Raw genomic sequence first — 15,384 nt, 5'->3', positions numbered from 1 at the left:
CCTCCTCGGCTCAGGCGAAGTGCCGGATGCGGGCGGCCGTTGCGGTCGCGTAGGGCAGCCAGTCGTTCACCGATCCAGTGGTGACGAACTCGGTGACGGCGGTCGCGAAGGTGTGTCCCAGGGCGCGTTGGGCGTCTGTGGGCCTGCCCAGCATCGGGCTGTCCGGGTAGGCGTCGAAGGTGTTGAAGAGGAAGGGCAGTTCGCCGCAGTGGGTGGCGCCCAGGGCGTGTGCGTCCTCGGCCGGCTGGTAGTCGAACTGGTAGGCGTAGGTGGCGTTGCCGCCGGCCGCGTGGTGGTCGGCGATCTGCAGCGCGCCGTCGCGGAACAGCTCATCGGTCTGGACCGCGGTGAAGATCTGCGCCGGCGTCGCCTGCGGAAGCCGGGCGGCATGCCGCCGGTAGACCTCGTGGGCGTCCTGTTCGCCGATCTGGCCGGCGAGGATGTCCAGCGCGCCGGTGGCGGTGAGGTTCTGGACGCGCGGGTCGAAGGCGAAGAAGGCCGTCGCTTCGTCCCGGGTGGTGCCGATCAGCAGAGCCTTGCCCTCCAGGGCGCCGTCCGCGAGAGCTCGCTGCCAGGTGCGGGGCACGCCGGGGCCGCCGAGCACCGGATACATCGGCGGGGCCGCGTTGCCCGGACGCGCGAGCTGTCCCGCGAGCCGGCCGTACGCGGACAGCAACTGCTCGACCGGCAGTGCACGCAGCGTCTTCGCGGTGTCCGTGCCGCTCTGGACGCCGAGCAGCCGCAGGTATGCCTCGGCGTTCTCGGCCGCGTTCTGCGGGTCCTGCGGGGGCAGGCCGAAGGGGCCGCTTTCCAGCAGTACCCGGGTGACGAGTCCCGTGGTCTGCGGGTCGAGCGCCAGCGACAGGGCGGAGTACGCTCCGGCCGACTGTCCGCCGACCGTCACGGTGCGCGGGTCGCCGCCGAAGGAGGCGATGTTGTCCCGCACCCAACGCAGCACGGCGGCCTGGTCCTGGGGGCCGGAGTTCGCGGCGCCGATCTCCGGCAGGTACAAGTAGCCCAGCGGTCCCACCCGGTAGTTGGCGGTCACCACCACGATGTCGCCCAGTGCGGCGAGGCGGCCACCGTCGTACCAGTCCCAGCCGCCGGAGCCGCTGGTGAAGCCGCCCCCGTGCCACCAGACCAGGACCGGGCGGGGCGCCCTGTCCTCCCGTGCCCGCCGCGGGGTGAAGACGTTCACGGTCAGGCTGCCGTCCTCGTTCCAGTCCGGCACGCGCTGTCCCATCACCTGCTCCAGCCGGGAGGCTGCCTGCGGGACTGCCGGTCCGGCCGTCGCCGCCTCCCGTACTCCCAGCCAGCCCGGGTGCGGCTGCGGCGGCGCGAAACGCAGCTCACCGACGGGCGAGGCGGCGTACGGGATTCCCCGGAAGGAGATCGCCTCACCCTCTGTGACGCCCCTGACCTTGCCCCGGTCCGTGTCCACGACCTGGCTCTCGGCACCTGTCATCGTGCTCACCTCTCCCATCTCGGCTGCTCTGAGACCGTTTCTATGCGGCCAGAGCGATCTGAGCCAGAAGAAGCACCTCCATGCACGAAAGAAAGCCATAGAATCCTGCTGCATGGAGAAAGTACGCCACAGTCTGGATGAGACAGACAGCCGGATCGCCGCCGCGATGCTGGCTGCCCCGCGCGCCTCGTGGCGTACGGTCGGCCGTGTCCTGGGCATCTCGGAGCGCACCGTGGTGCGCCGTGCGTCGCCGCTGTTCCACGACGGAACGCTGCGTGCCACAGCCGTGCGCAACCCCACGCACTTCCCCGATCTGATCCCGCTGGCCCTGCGCATCCGGTGCCGCCCCAACCGGATCACCGCCATCGCCGCCACCCTGGCCCGCCACCCCGACACCATCTGGGTGGACGTCCTCGGCGGCGGGGACGAAATCTGCACCATCCTGTTCCTGGACGGCCCGGACGCACGCAACGCGCTGCTGCTGCGCGACCTCCCCGCCACCCCCGCGGTCCAGTCGTGGACCTCTCATGTCCTCCTGCGGGTCTTTCCCGCCGCCTTCGACTGGAGCGGCGGCCTGCTGTCAAAGGCCGAGCTGACCAGCCTGCGGCCGAACGCGCCTGCGACACCCGGCCGTTCCGGCCTCCTGCCCCTCGACCACCAGTTGATCGCCGCGCTGACCGAGGACGGAAGGGCCTCCTACACCGACCTCGCGCGCCGCGCCGACACCACCGCCCTCACCGCCCGCCGCCGCCTGGAGGTACTGGTGGGCGGCCAGGTCATCCGACTCGCGACCGAGGTCGATCTCGCCCGGCTGGGCATCCGCACCGAGGCGCTGTTGTGGATCACCGTCGCGCCGGGCGGGCTGGAGGAGACGGGCCGGCAACTCAGCCGTCACCCACAGGTCCGTTTCGCGTCCGCCACCACCGGCCCGGCCAACCTCCTCGTGGCCGTCGCGGCAGCCGACCTCAACGCGCTCTACCACTTCCTGAGCGACACCGTCGGCGCCCTCGAACACGTCTCCACCATCGAGGTCACCCCCATCCTGACCGGGGTCAAAAGGACCGGGCTGGTCCGCCCCGGCAGCCTCTGAGTATTGAGCGTTTGGCGCATGATCTGCATCGCGGGCCGCCACCGTGGCGCACTTCATGCATCCATGACCACCGAACGTACGTGAATCGGCTGACGGCCCGTACAACGGTCTCGTCAGCGGACGCGGCGGACCAACGGTCGGCCGAGCACGGTCCCGGCCACTCGCGGCGTCCCTGACACGCTCCGAAACACTTCGAGATGGCATGGAGACGACGATGACCGATCACGGAGCCGATCTGCTGATCCGGGCCGATGCCGTGCACACCCTGGTGCCCGGCCAGGCCCCGCAGCGGGCGCTGGCCGTACGGGGCGACCGCATCGCGGCCCTCTCACCCGACCCGAACGGCCTCGACCACCTGGTGAGCGCGCACACCAGGGTCCACGACCTGCCCGGTGCCACCGTGCTGCCCGCCTTCGACGACACCCACACCCACATGATCTTCGCTGCGCTCGGCGCCCAGGACGTCCCCGTGCACCGGGCCCGCACCATCCCCGAGTTCCTCGACCTGATCCGGGAGCGGGCCGCGGTCACCCCCGAGGGCGAGTGGATCCGCACCACCACCAACTGGCAGGAACTGAACCTGGCCGAGCGCCGCCTGCCCACCGCGGCCGAACTCGACACCGTCACCGACCGGCACCCGGTCCTGGTCAAGCGCGGCGGCCACAACGACGTCGTCAACAGCTACGCGCTGCGCCTCGCGGGCATCACCGAGGACACCCCCGTACCGCCCGGCGGCACCATCGGCCGCGGCGCCGACGGCCGGCTGGACGGCCGGCTGGTCGACAACGCCCTGCACCTGGTCGAGCGGCTGGTCCCGGCCCCGGACCGGGCCCAGCGCATCGAGGGACTGCGGATCGCCTCCCGCGACTACGCCGCCACCGGCATCGGCACCGTGCGCGACTGCGCGGTCACCCCCGAGGACTACCGGGTGCTCCGGGCCGCCCGCGAGGCCGGAGCGTTGCACACCCGGGTGCGCGCGCTGATCTCGGCGCTCGGCATGACCAGCGCGGCCCAGGTGGAGGACCTGCTCGACGTCATGGAAGAGTGGCGCGACACCGCCGACCCGCAACTGTCGGTGTGGGGCGTGAAGTTCGGCCTCGACGGCGGCCTGGAGGCCGGTGCCACCGAGGAGCCGTACGCCTGTGACCACTCCTTCTCCGGGATGCTGATCTGGGAGCCGGACGCGCTGGTCGAGGCGGTCGAGGCGGTGGTCCGGCGTGGCTGGCGGGTCGGCACGCACGCCTACGGCGACCGGGCCGTCCGTACCCTCCTCGACGTCTACGAACGCGTCCTGGAGCGCAACCCCGGCCTGCCTGCCGGTTCGCTGGTCATGGAGCACGGCGGCCTCGCCGGCCCCGAGCAGCGCGCCCGCGCCGTCGCCCTCGGTATCCCGGTCACCATCCAGCAGCCGCTGCTGCACGACACCGCCGAGGTCGAGGAGGTTTTTTGGGGCCCGGAGCGGGTCGCCCGCCTCTTCCCGGCCCGCGCCTGGATCGACCTGGGTGCCCAGGTCAGCGCGGGCTCCGACTTCCCGGTCGGCCAGTTCGGCGCCATGCGCTCCGTGTGGGGCATGACCACCCGGCAGACCGTCATCGGCGTCAAGGGCCCCGAGCACGCCATCACCTACGACGAAGCCGTCGCCCTGCACACCATCAACGCCGCCCGCCTGTGCGGCGAGGAGCACCTGCGCGGCACCCTCACCCCCGGCCGCTTCGCCGACCTCACCGTCTGGGACCAGGACCCCGCCCACTGCCCCGGCGAGGCGCTGCGCGACCTCAACCCGACGCACACCTTCGTCGGCGGCCTCCTGATCACACCCGCAGACGCGCGGTAGGCCGGGCCGGGACGGCCGCCGTGCATGCCTTCGTATGCGGCACGGCGGCCGTCCAGGACATGTGCGAGAACGTCAGGAGTCGGCCAGCAGGCCCCGCGCGAACTCGTGTGCCGGCTCCTCCAAGGTGCGCCGCAGCTCGAAGAAGAGGTCCGCTGCCGTTGTGCCGGACCAGGTGGCCGGGAGGAGGGCGGCGGGCAGGCCCGGGTCGAGGTAGGGGAAGCGTCGCCAGGCTGTCAGGACGTGGACGTAGTCGACGAACGCGTCCCGGGACGCCGTGTTCTTCTCGGTCTCGGCCGCACGCGTGGCCATAGGCGTGAACCTGGCGACGAACTCGTCGTAGAGGCCCTGGAGTGCTGCCAGGTCCCACCAGCGGCTGACCTGTTCGGCGGGGTCCCCGAAGGCCACGTAGTCGCCGCGGAAGAGGTTGACGTACTGGTCCAGGCCGTGGCGGAGCAGGTGGTCGCGGGTGTCGTCGAGAGCGTGGGCGGGAGCGATCCAGACTCCCGACGCGACGGTGCCGAAGCCCAGCCACGTGAGCCGCGACCGGAGCTGGTGGCGGTGCTGCCGCTCGCTCTCCGGTACCGAGAAGGCGGCGATGACCCAGCCGTCGGCGGGGGCGGCGTGGCGCTCGAAGATACGCCGGTCACCGGTCTCGAGGACAGAGCGGGCGTACGGCGAGAGCGCGTAGCCCGCCCGGCCGTCGCGCCGCTCCGACACCAGGATCTCGCGGCGCTTGAGACGGGAGATCGACGAGCGGACCGCCTGGGCGTCGACGCCGAGTTCGGAGAGCAGCCGTATCAGGGTGCCCACCCCGATCCAGCCGCCGACCTCGCGCGCGTAGAGGCCGTAGACCGTCACGATCAGGGATCGCGGCGGTGCCGCCTGGGTCGGGTCGTCGTCGACGAGGTCGCTCATGGTCACGAAAGCGGAATTTTACCGGAGTCGGTCGACCGCCTCCGGGTACACCCCTTCGGCCAGCGCCGTGCGCCAGGCGGCCGGCCAGGGGGCGCTGCCGCCCGCTTCCTTGTCGGGGACGTGCACGGTGACGTAGCTGCCCCGGGCGGCACGTCGGCGTGGCCGGCCGTCGGAGGCTTCCCGCCACACTTCGAAGGCGAAGGTCATCGAGGACCGGCCGAGGCGGATGAGCTCGACCCGGGTCTCCACCGCCTCGCCGAACAGGAGAGGTGCCTCGAACTCCGCCTCGTAGCGCACCCTGGGCGCCACCGGGAAGTAGCCGGGGACGCCGTGCTCCCGCATCAGCGCGGCCTCCGCCGCCTCGGCGAACCGCACGACGGTGGTGTTGTGGTAGATCCCGGCGGCGTCGGTGTCCACCCATTCCACGCGGGCACGGTGGACACCGAACGGACGGCCCGGACGGCTCATCCCGTCGTCCGGCCGGGCGTCCACCGCAGGTGGACGGCGTCCCGGGGGGCCTCGCGCAGCAGCGCGAGGCGCGGGCGGACCGCGTCGGTGCGTGAGGTGGGCGGCTTGCGGCGGCCGGCCGCGAACTGCGTCGGCCACTGGGCGCCCGGGCCGCGGTACTCCTGCTCGGCGGCCGCCTGCAGGGTCCACTGCGGGTTGTAGAGGTGGGTGCGGCCGAGCGCGCACAGGTCGGCGCGGCCGGCGAGCAGGATCGAGTTGACGTCGTCGTACGACGAGATCGCGCCCACGGCGATCACGGCCGCCCCCGCCGGGGCGGCGACCTCGTGGCGGATCCGGTCGGCGAACGGGGTCTGGTAGGACCGGCCGAACGCGGGCTTCTCGTCCTTGGTGACCTGGCCGGAGGAGACGTCGACGGCCGCCGCTCCGTGGGCGACGAAGGCCCGGGCGATCTCGACCGCGTCGTGTTCGGTGTTCCCGTCGGGGGTCCAGTCGGTCGCCGAGATGCGTACGGTCACCGGGCGGTCGGCGGGGAAGGCGGACCGCACGGTGTCGAAGACCTCCAGAGGGAAGCGCAGGCGGTTGGCCAACTCGCCGCCGTACTCGTCCGTCCGGTGGTTCGCGACGGGGGTGAGGAAGGAGGAGAGCAGGTAGCCGTGGGCGGCGTGCACTTCGAGGAGGTCGAAGCCCGCGTCGCCGGCCCGCCGGGCGGCGGCCGCGAAGTCGGCGAGGACCGCGTCCATGTCCGCACGGGTCATCTCGCGCGGTACGTGGCTGCCCGCGCCGTAGGGGAGTGCGGAGGGGCCGAGCACCTCCCAGTTGCCCTCGTCGAGCGGCTGGTCGATGCCCTCCCACATCAGCCTGGTCGAGCCCTTGCGGCCCGCATGGCCGAGCTGGAGCCCGATCTTCGCCGTGCTGCGCTCGTGGACGAAGGCGGTGACCTCGGCCCACGCCTCGCGCTGCTCGTCGTTCCACAGGCCCGAGCAGCCCGGGGTGATCCGTGCCTCGGGTGAGACGCAGACCATCTCGGTCATGACCAGTCCGGCGCCGCCGAGCGCCTTGGAGCCCAGGTGGACCAGGTGGAAGTCGTCCGGTACGCCGTCCACGGCCGAGTACATGTCCATCGGGGAGAGCACGATCCGGTTCTTCAGTTCCAGGCCGCCGATCGAGAACGGCTGGAACATCGCCGGGGCCGTCTCCGGCAGCCCCTGTGCCTGCGCGAAGCCGCGCTCGATCAGCTCGGCGAAGCCGGGGTCGCGGTCCTTGAGGTTGTCGAAGGTGATCCTGCGGGAGCGGGTGAGCAGGTTGAAGCAGAACTGCGCGGGGTCCTGGCCGGCGTACATGCCGATGTTCTCGAACCACTCCAGCGAGGCCTGGGCGGCGCGTTGCGTGGACTCCACCACCGGACGGCGCTCGGTCTCGTACGCCGTCAACGCCTCGGCGACGGTGGGGTGTTCGTGCAGACAGGCGGCGAGGGACAGGGCGTCCTCCATCGCCAGCTTGGTGCCGGAGCCGATCGAGAAGTGGGCGGTGTGGGCGGCGTCGCCGAGCAGGACGACGTTGTGGTGGTACCAGCGCCGGTTGCGGACGGTGGTGAAGTTGAGCCACTTCGAGTTGTTGGTCAGGAGTGTGTGACCGGCCAGTTCCCCGGCGAAGATCTCACGGATCCGTGCGACGGCCCGCTCGTCGGAGACCCCGGGCGGGAACGCCGTGCCCTCGGTCGCGTCGAAGCCGGCGCGACGCCACACGTCCTCCTGCATCTCGACGATGAAGGTCGATCCGGCGTCGGAGTACGGGTAGCCGTGGATCTGCATGGTCCCGAACTCCGTCTGCTTGACGAAGAACTGGAAGGCTTCGAAGACCCGGTCGGTGCCCAGCCACATGTACTTGTTCGCCCGCCGGTCCAAGGAGGGGCCGAAGGCGTCGGCGTACTTGGTCCGCACGGCCGAGTTGAGCCCGTCCGCCGCGACCACGAGGTCGTGGGACTCGCGCAGTTCGTCCGGGTCCGGCGCGGTGGTCAGGTAGTGCACGGTGACGTCCAGCGCGGCGGCTCGCTCCTGGAGGATGTGCAGCAGGTCCTTGCGGGACATCGCCGCGAAGCCCTGGCCCCCGACCGTGAACGGGTGCCCGTTGAACTCGATGTCGATGTCGGTCCACCGGGCGAATCGGTTCTCCATCGCGTCGTGGACGACGGTGTCGGCGTTCTCGATGCCCCCGAGGGTCTCGTCGGAGAAGACCACCCCGAAGCCGAAGGTGTCGTCGGGGGAGTTGCGCTCCCAGACGGTGATCTCGTGGGAGGGGTCCAGCTGCTTCATCAGGGCGGCGAAGTAGAGCCCGCCCGGGCCGCCCCCCACGATTGCGATCCTCATGCCTGGTTCTCCTTCTCGATCAACTGGCGCAGCAGGTAGTGCTGGAGCTTCCCGCTGGTGTTACGGGGCAGGGCGTCGCTGAAGCGCACCGCGCGCGGGTACTTGTACGGCGCGAGCCGGGCCTTGACGTAGTTCTGGATGTCCTTGGCCTTGGCGTCGTCGCCTGCCACCCCCTCGCGCAGCACGACGAAGGCGCACACGACCGAGCCGCGTTCGGGGTCGGGCTTGGCGACCACCGCGCACTCGATCACGTCCGGGTGGGTGTCGATCGCGGCCTCGACCTCGGGGCCTCCGATGTTGTAGCCGGAGGAGACGATCATGTTGTCCGTACGGGTGCGGTAGCGGAAGTAGCCGTCCTCGTCACGGATGTAGGTATCGCCCGTGACGTTCCAGCCGTTGACGACGTAGGTCTCCTGGCGCCGGTCGTCGAGGTAGCGGCAGCCGACCGGGCCGATCACCGCCAGCCGTCCCTCGACACCGGGGCCGACCTCCTCGCCGTCGGGGCCGAGGACGGTGGCGCGGTAGCCAGGCACTGGTCTTCCGGTCGCTCCAGGGCGGATGTCGTCACCGGCGGCGGAGATGAAGATGTGGATCATCTCGGTGGCCCCGATGCCGTCGATGACCCTGATCCCGGTCTCGGCGTGCAGCTGCTGCCACACGTCGTCCGGCATGTGCTCCCCGGCGCTGACCGCGGTGCGCAGACTGCGCAGCCGGTCCGCCTTGCCGGACTTGAGGATCTGTTTGTACGCCGTCGGCGCGGTCGCGAGGACGGTGACCCCCGTCTCGGCGACGAGGTCGGCGAGCGGCTCAGGTGCGACGGCCTCGGTCAGCAGCGCGCACGCGCCGGCGCGCAGGGCGCAGACCACCAGGATGCCGAGGCCGAAGGTGAACGCGAGCGGCGCGGTGCACGACACGAGATCGTCGGGCCGCAGCCGGAGGGTGTGCCGGCCGAAGGTGTTGTCGATGGAGAGGAGGTCGCGGTGGAAGTGGGTGGTGATCTTCGGTACGCCGGTGCTGCCCGACGTGGGGCCGAAGAGGGCCACGTCGTCGGCGGCCGTGTCCACCGCGGTGAACTCCGCGGGCTTCGCCGCCGTCCGGCGGGTCAGGTCGTCGGGTGCGTCGCCGCCGTACGGCACGATCGTGAGGTCCGGCAGGACGGTGTCGCGTACGGCCTCGACGTCCCGTGTGTACCGGTGGTCGACCAGCGCGACGGCGGGGCGGGTCTTCTCCGCGATGGGGGTGAGCTCGCGCGCCCGCAGGGCCGCCATGGTCGTCACGACGATGCCGCCGGCCTTGAGGACGCCGAGCCAGGCCGCGACGGTCCACGGGGTGTTCGGGGAGCGCAGCAGCACCCGGTTGCCGGGTATCAGGCCGAGGTCCTCGGTGAGCACGTGGGCGACCTGGTTGGCGCGGCGCAGCAGTTCGCCGTAGGTCCACACCTCGCCCTCCGGTGTGCGCAGGGCGGGACGGTCGGGGCCGAAGGCGGTGGCGGGTACGTCGATGATCTCGGTGGCGGCGTTATGGCGTTCGGGGTACTGGAGTTCGGCTGTGGTGAATTCGAGGACCGGCCACAGGTGGCGCGGGGGGAGGTGGTCGCGGGCGAACGTGTCCGGGTAGGCGGAGGGCGCGAGGGCCATCGAGGGTTCCTTTCTGCGGGGTCCGTGCCGGGTGCGGGCGCGGGCCGTGCAGAGCACAGGAGTTCAGGAAGCGGTGCGGATCAGGCCTTCCTGGACGACGGTGGCCAGGTGGACTCCGGCGGCGGTGAAGAACCGGCCGGTGGCGAGGCCGCGGCCGGACTCGGCGGCGATGGCCTCCTGGGCGTAGAGGAGCCAGCCGTCCACCGGGCCGGGGCGGTGGAACCACATCGCGTGGTCGAGGCTGGCGGTGACGAGTCCCGGCAGGGTCCATGGCAGGCCGAGCACGCGCAGGACGGGTTCGAGGATCGTGAAGTCGCAGACGTAGGCGAGCGCGGCGAGGTCGCGCTGGGCGTCGGTCAGCCCGTCGACGGGCTTGAGCCGGTCGAACGGCCGTACCCACACCGCTTGGTGGGGGGTCCGCTCGCCCTCGACGGTGAGGTAGAGGGGGCCGGGGACGTGCCGCATGTCGAAGCTGCGGCCGCCGTCCCAGTACTCCCGCACCGCGTCGGTCATCGTGTGCGGTGGCTGGGGGGTCGGCCGGGACGCGGTGTCGCGGAGATACGACCCCGCGGTGGGCAGCGACTCGGGATCCGGTACGTCCGCGGGCGGCTGCATGGCGTACTCCCGCGAACCCGGCTCGCCCGCCGCGAAGTTGGCGAGGCAGACGTAGACGGGTTTGCCGTTCTGGAAGCCACGGACCTGCCGGGTGGCGTAGCCGCGGCCGTCGCGCAGCAGCTCCACCTCGTAGCGCACCTCGGCGCCGATGTCGACCGGCCGCAGGAAGTAGGAGTGCATGGAGTGCAGCGTCTTGTCCTCGACCGACCGGATGGCGGCGGCCGCGGCCTGGGCGACCATGTCGCCGCCGTACGCCTTCGGCCAGGGACAGGGCTGGGTGGTCGCGGTGAAGGCGCGGTCGAAGTGTTCGGGCTCGGCGGGCTTCAGCGTGACCGCCGCCGCGAAGGCCGCGGACGTCGGCTCCGTCCTCGTCATCGGTTCAGCCAGTTGCGCAGGTCGGCGTCCGCGACGTCGGGCAGGTTGACGACGATGTTCTCCGGTGTCCGGGTGGTCATCCACGTCAGTGGCCTGGACCGCGAGAGGTTGCACTCGATGTGCGGCATGAACGGCGGTACGAAGACCCAGTCGCCCTCCGCCATGTCGACGTAGTCCTCGAACTTCTCGCCGAAGTAGATGCGCGCCCGGCCCGACAGGACGTAGCCGCCGGTCTCGGCCTCGCCGTGGTGGTGGGTCACCGAGCGGTAGCCGGGCTCGTTGCTCACCTTTCCGAACCACAGTCTGGTGGCCGGGGTGTGCTGGACGGAGACACCGGAGACACGGGTCGCGCCGGCGGACTGGCCGGTGGCGCCGCCCTCCAGGCCGCCGCGCGTCACGAACGGCACGACCAGGCCGGACTCGTCGGCGTACATCGAGTTGTCGCCCTCCAGGGCGTACTTGGAGAAATCGGGTTCCATGATCAGCTCCTGGAATCGGTCAGGCGAAGGCGGTTGCGCAGGGTGCCGATGCCGGGGATCTCGGTCTCGACGAGGTCGCCGTCGGCGAGGAAGACCGGCGGGGTCATGCCCATCCCGACGCCGCCGGGGGTTCCGGTCAGCACCACGTCGCCGGGGCGCAGGGTGGTGAAGGTGGAGATGTAGGCGAGCAGGTCGGCCGCGTCGAACACGAGGGTGCGAGTGTTGCCGCGCTGGCGTTCGGTGCCGTCCACCCGGCAGATCACCTCGACGCCCGCGACCGGGTCGAGTGCGTCGGGGGTGACGACCACCGGACCGAGCGGGGTGGTGCGGTCCCATGCCTTGCCCTGGAACCACTGCAGGGTGCGCTTCTGCCAGTCCCGCACGCTGATGTCGTTGGCGACGGTGTAGCCGGCGATCGCCGCCCGGGCCGAATCCCGGTCCGCGCCGGTGAGTTCGGCGCCGACGACGACCGCGAGCTCCGCCTCCCAGTCCACGTCCAGGCCCTTCGGGAGGACCAGGTCGTCCTCGGGTCCGGTCAGCGAGTCGGCGTACTTGGCGAAGAGCGTGGGGTGGGCCGGCAGCTCCCGGCCCATCTCGGTGATGTGGTCGGCGTAGTTGAGGCCGCAGCACACCACCTTCCGGGGGGACGGAAGCGGCAGCACGGGGACGGCGCCGGGCAGGTCCTCGCCGACGAGGTCCGCGGCGCGGTCGAGCGCCGTGGTGGCCAGCAGGTCGGAGAGGTTGTCGGCCGGCAACGAGCGCCAGTGGTCGCCGTCGAGGACGGCGGCCGTCGTACGGCCGTTGTGAGCCACCGTGGCGAGTTTCATCGGAGTTCTCCCTGGGGCCTCGGGCAGCGATATAGCGAGATTTTCACGATCGTCGAAAACAGTCAATAGATGGGTTACGCTGCCTGCACTCACCCCGTCCCAGGAGGTACGCGCAATGACTCCGATCCCGGTGAACCCGCCCTCGCTCCCCGCGCCGAGCGGCTACTCGCACGGCACACTGAGCGGCAACACGCTCTATCTGGGTGGCCAGACCGCGCTCGACGAGCGGATGCGCATCGTCCCGGGCGGCATCGTCGAGCAGTTCCGGCAGGCGTTCGGCAACCTGCTCACCACGCTGCGCGCCGCCGGCGGGATTCCTGGGGACCTGGTGAGCATCACTCTCTTCCTCACCGACATCCCCGACTACCAGGCGCACGGCAAGGAGATCGGGAAGGCCTGGAAGGAGCTCGCGGGGGGCCCGGTCTTTCCGGCGATGGCCGGCATCGGCACGACCGCCCTCTGGCAGCCGGAGGCGATGATCGAGATTCTCGGCGTCGCCGTGATCCCGGACGAGCGGCTCATCCGCCCGCAGAGCTGAGGCGACGGCGTCAGGGGCCGGCCCGCAGGTACCGGGGCCGGCCCCTGACGCGTGAGGGCCGGCTGCCCGGCATTTCGACGAGCGGTACATCCCGGGGCGGCTGGGCATACGCGGATGCCGGCTCTGCTCCCGGGTGGAAGGGTGATGTCCTCCGTGCCGTTCGGGCGGGGGGGGGGGGGGGGGGGAAGGCGCACGGCGCCCTGGGCCGCCTGCGTCACTGGCCGCACCGTCGAGGCGGGCGGCGGTTTCTGAGCCCCGCCTGCCGGCCTTACATCGGCTCGCGGGCTCCCCGGGGCGCGCTGTCGCCTTCCATGGACGCCGGATTCAGCGACGTCAACAGTTTCACCAGCAGTGAGTGCACCTGCTCCTGCTCCTGTGGCGTCAGTGCCTCCAGGGCTTCGGCGTGAGTGGAGTCCATCGCGCTCCCGGCCTCCGCCGCGAGCCGCCGGCCGGCCTCGGTGGCGTGCAGCCGATGGGTGCGCCGGTCGCCGGGGGTGGTCCGGCGTTCCAGGAGTCCCCGCTCGACCAGCCCGTTCACCGCGGTTCCCATGGACTGAGGGGTGATCGCGGTCCTGCGGGCCGCGGTCGCACTGGAGACACCCGGATCGAGGATGGCCTGCATCAGGGCGTTGTTCTGGGCGAGGGTCAATTGGAACGGGCGCAGTGTGCGCTCGATCCGGGTCGCCATGATCTGGCCGATCTGCCAGGCCACATGGCCTGTGCGCTGGTCGGAATGGTTCACGTGGCGGATCCCTTTGTAAGTCAACTGATTATGATGTACAACAGACTATCAGTTGGCTTCTATTCTAGGAATCTGTTCGCGATGGCCCTTCGCTCCTCTTCCGCAAAGTCTCACAAGCATGCGCTGGATGTGGCCCATCCGCTCCCCCGCCCTGGAACCGCACGCGCCGTCCTGGGCCCCGTGGCGGTCGTCCTGCTGATAGGCACCGTGTTCGTCAGCGTCTATCTCGCCGCCTTCCACGCGCCACGCCCGCATGAGCTGCGCGTGGGCACGACGGAGGTCGGCACGCATCAGGCGCAGCTGCGCGAGGGCCTCGCGCGCGCCGTACCGGGCGGCTTCACGCTCGAGACGTACCCCGACGAATCCGCCGCCCGACGGGCCGTCCAGGACAGGTCCGTCTACGCGGCCTACCTCGGCAAGGGGAACCTGCTCTACGCCAGCGCCAACGGAGCCGGCGTCACCGCGACCGTGACCACCGCTTTCGGCGGCGTGGCCCGTGCGGAACACCAGCACCTCTCCGTCGAGGACGTCGCCCCGTCGGCGGCCGAGGACACCCGGGGACTCTCCGCCTTCTACGCGGCCTTCGGCCTGGTGCTGGCCGGATACCTCTTCGGCATGACGACCTACCAGCTCGCACCCCGGCTCACGTTCCGCTGGCGTATGGGCAGCCTGGCCCTGTTCGGAGTGATCGGCGGCATCATGGTCGCGCTCATCGGCGGGAGCGTGGGGTTCGGTGCGCTGCCCGGCGCCTCCCTGCCCCTGGCCCTCGTCGTCGCGCTGATGGGCGCCGCGGTCGGCGGCACGACGATGGTGCTCCTGCGACTCTTCGGCTCCGCGGGCGTCAGTCTTGCCTCGATACTCCTGCTGATCCTCGGCAATGCCAGCAGCGGCGGGGTCCTGCCGGCGGCGTACCTTCCGTCCTGGCTGCACCCGCTGTCCGAGGTTCTGCCCGTCGGGGTGGGCGTGCGCGCGATGCAGGGGCTGTCCGGGTTCCAGAACGACGGTCTGACCCGCGCCCTGGTGATCCTCCCGCTGTGGGTGCTCGGCGCCGCCGCCGTGCTCTACCTGAAGGACGTGTTCCGACGCGAGGGCCCGAGTGCCGAGCAGAACACGGCCGAGCCTCAGTACGCGGCAGCCCTTCCGGTCGAGGAGGCCGGGACCCGCGCCGAGCTGACGTGGCAGGCCGGGGCCCGCACCGAGCCGACGTGGCAGGCCGGGACCGGCGTCGAGGCGACGTGGCAGGCCGGGCCTGGCGGTCTGTCCGGTCTCGGCGGCAGCGGTTTCGACGAAGGGGCGCAGCAGCGCGCGACGTGGTTCGGGTGAGCGTGCTCCGGCCCGGGCGTAGCGACCCGCAGGGCTGTTCGGGCGGCTGATCGGGGCCGGTGCGCGAGTGCGATGCGCCGGAGCGTGCCCTTCGTCTTCGTCTTTGCCGGGGAGGCGCCCACGCGTCGTGTGCGGTTCCTCATCGTGTGCGGTCGACGTCCGTGGCCGCCGGATTCAGTGCTGCCAGGAGTTTCAGGAGCACTGTGTGGATCTGTCCCTGTTCCGCCGGTGTCAGCGCATCCAGGGCTTCGGCGTGGGTGGCGTGCACGGCGGCGTCGGCCTGTGCCGCGAGCCGCAGTCCGGCCTCGGTGGCGTACAGGCGTTGGGTGCGTCTGTCGCCGGGGGTGGTGCGGCGTTCCAGCAGTCCGCGTGCGACGAGTCCGTTGACGGCGGTGCCCATGGACTGGGGGGTGATGGCCGTTCGGCGTGCGGCGGTGGCGCAGATGACACCCGGGGTGAGGGTGGCCTGTGTCAGGGCGCTGTGCTGGGCGAGGGTGAGGTGGAGGGGGCGCAGGGTCCGCTCGACCCGGGTCGCCAGGATCTGGCCGATCTCCCACGCGATGTTCCCGGCGGGCCGGTCGAGATGGTGCAGGTTCACGTCGCGGGCCCTCTTTATAAGTCAACTGATGGTGGTGTGCCGGAGATTATCAGTTGGCTTCCATTGTGTGAGGATCGCCTCCTGTCGCCCGGCTTTGCCCGCTCTTTACAAC

The 15,384-nt window shown here is 71.1% G+C and carries 14 protein-coding genes; 4 read left to right on the top strand and 10 right to left on the bottom strand.

All coding sequences use genetic code 11. The features are described from left to right. Positions 1-10: 10 nt before the first annotated feature. Entirely contained in the window at positions 11-1,465 is a 1,455-nt protein-coding gene (locus OG568_RS16890) for a carboxylesterase/lipase family protein (RefSeq protein WP_329532193.1), read from the bottom strand. A gap of 112 nt (positions 1,466-1,577) precedes the next feature. Between OG568_RS16890 and OG568_RS16885 the strand changes: the two genes are divergently transcribed. Next, positions 1,578-2,555 (top strand): Lrp/AsnC family transcriptional regulator, encoded by a 978-nt coding sequence (locus OG568_RS16885; protein ID WP_329532192.1) that lies wholly within the window; start codon positions 1,578-1,580, stop codon positions 2,553-2,555. Between the two features lie 214 nt (positions 2,556-2,769). After that, positions 2,770-4,389 carry an amidohydrolase gene (locus OG568_RS16880; protein ID WP_329532191.1) on the top strand — a complete coding sequence of 540 codons (1,620 nt, stop codon included), beginning with the start codon at positions 2,770-2,772 and terminating at the stop codon, positions 4,387-4,389. A gap of 72 nt (positions 4,390-4,461) precedes the next feature. On the opposite strand, the gene OG568_RS16875 is transcribed toward OG568_RS16880, so the two are convergent. From OG568_RS16875 to OG568_RS16845, 7 genes are all read right to left on the bottom strand, one after another. Beyond that, the gene (locus OG568_RS16875; RefSeq protein ID WP_266591454.1) at positions 4,462-5,304 is read right to left on the bottom strand and encodes a PaaX family transcriptional regulator; all 843 of its coding nucleotides are present in this window, start codon (positions 5,302-5,304) and stop codon (positions 4,462-4,464) included. Positions 5,305-5,322: 18 nt separating this feature from the next. Next, entirely contained in the window at positions 5,323-5,730 is a 408-nt protein-coding gene (locus tag OG568_RS16870) for an acyl-CoA thioesterase (RefSeq protein ID WP_329532190.1), read from the bottom strand. A gap of 38 nt (positions 5,731-5,768) precedes the next feature. Next, positions 5,769-8,138: a bifunctional salicylyl-CoA 5-hydroxylase/oxidoreductase gene (locus tag OG568_RS16865; RefSeq protein ID WP_329532189.1), complete on the bottom strand. Its 2,370-nt coding sequence runs from the start codon at positions 8,136-8,138 to the stop codon at positions 5,769-5,771. Next, complete coding sequence (locus OG568_RS16860) at positions 8,135-9,775, bottom strand: AMP-binding protein (protein WP_329532188.1); 1,641 nt, start codon at positions 9,773-9,775, stop codon at positions 8,135-8,137. The genes OG568_RS16865 and OG568_RS16860 overlap by 4 nt, the downstream gene beginning before the upstream one ends. A 63-nt stretch (positions 9,776-9,838) precedes the next feature. Beyond that, complete coding sequence (locus OG568_RS16855; RefSeq protein WP_329532187.1) at positions 9,839-10,765, bottom strand: acyl-CoA thioesterase; 927 nt, start codon at positions 10,763-10,765, stop codon at positions 9,839-9,841. Further along, positions 10,762-11,244: a cupin domain-containing protein gene (locus OG568_RS16850; protein ID WP_329532186.1), complete on the bottom strand. Its 483-nt coding sequence runs from the start codon at positions 11,242-11,244 to the stop codon at positions 10,762-10,764. The genes OG568_RS16855 and OG568_RS16850 overlap by 4 nt, the downstream gene beginning before the upstream one ends. Positions 11,245-11,246: 2 nt before the next feature. Beyond that, entirely contained in the window at positions 11,247-12,071 is an 825-nt protein-coding gene (locus OG568_RS16845; protein WP_329532185.1) for a fumarylacetoacetate hydrolase family protein, read from the bottom strand. 115 nt (positions 12,072-12,186) lie between these two features. On the opposite strand from OG568_RS16845, the gene OG568_RS16840 reads away from it, so the two are divergent. Then, positions 12,187-12,609: a RidA family protein gene (locus tag OG568_RS16840; RefSeq protein ID WP_329532184.1), complete on the top strand. Its 423-nt coding sequence runs from the start codon at positions 12,187-12,189 to the stop codon at positions 12,607-12,609. Between the two features lie 268 nt (positions 12,610-12,877). Here OG568_RS16840 and OG568_RS16835 read toward each other — a convergent pair whose 3' ends face one another. Next, entirely contained in the window at positions 12,878-13,351 is a 474-nt protein-coding gene (locus OG568_RS16835) for a MarR family winged helix-turn-helix transcriptional regulator (RefSeq protein WP_329532183.1), read from the bottom strand. A gap of 129 nt (positions 13,352-13,480) precedes the next feature. Here OG568_RS16835 and OG568_RS16830 point away from each other — a divergent pair, with 129 nt between their 5' ends. Beyond that, complete coding sequence (locus tag OG568_RS16830) at positions 13,481-14,674, top strand: ABC transporter permease (protein WP_329532182.1); 1,194 nt, start codon at positions 13,481-13,483, stop codon at positions 14,672-14,674. A gap of 139 nt (positions 14,675-14,813) precedes the next feature. Here the strand turns inward: OG568_RS16830 and OG568_RS16825 are convergent, their stop codons facing one another. Then, the gene (locus tag OG568_RS16825) at positions 14,814-15,272 is read right to left on the bottom strand and encodes a MarR family winged helix-turn-helix transcriptional regulator (RefSeq protein ID WP_329532181.1); all 459 of its coding nucleotides are present in this window, start codon (positions 15,270-15,272) and stop codon (positions 14,814-14,816) included. Between the last annotated feature and the right edge of the window lie 112 nt (positions 15,273-15,384).

Source organism: Streptomyces sp. NBC_01450 (assembly GCF_036227505.1).
Classification (GTDB): Bacteria; Actinomycetota; Actinomycetes; order Streptomycetales; family Streptomycetaceae; genus Streptomyces.
Note: the sequence above shows the minus strand (reverse complement) of the source record. Positions and strands in the feature narration are given on the sequence as shown.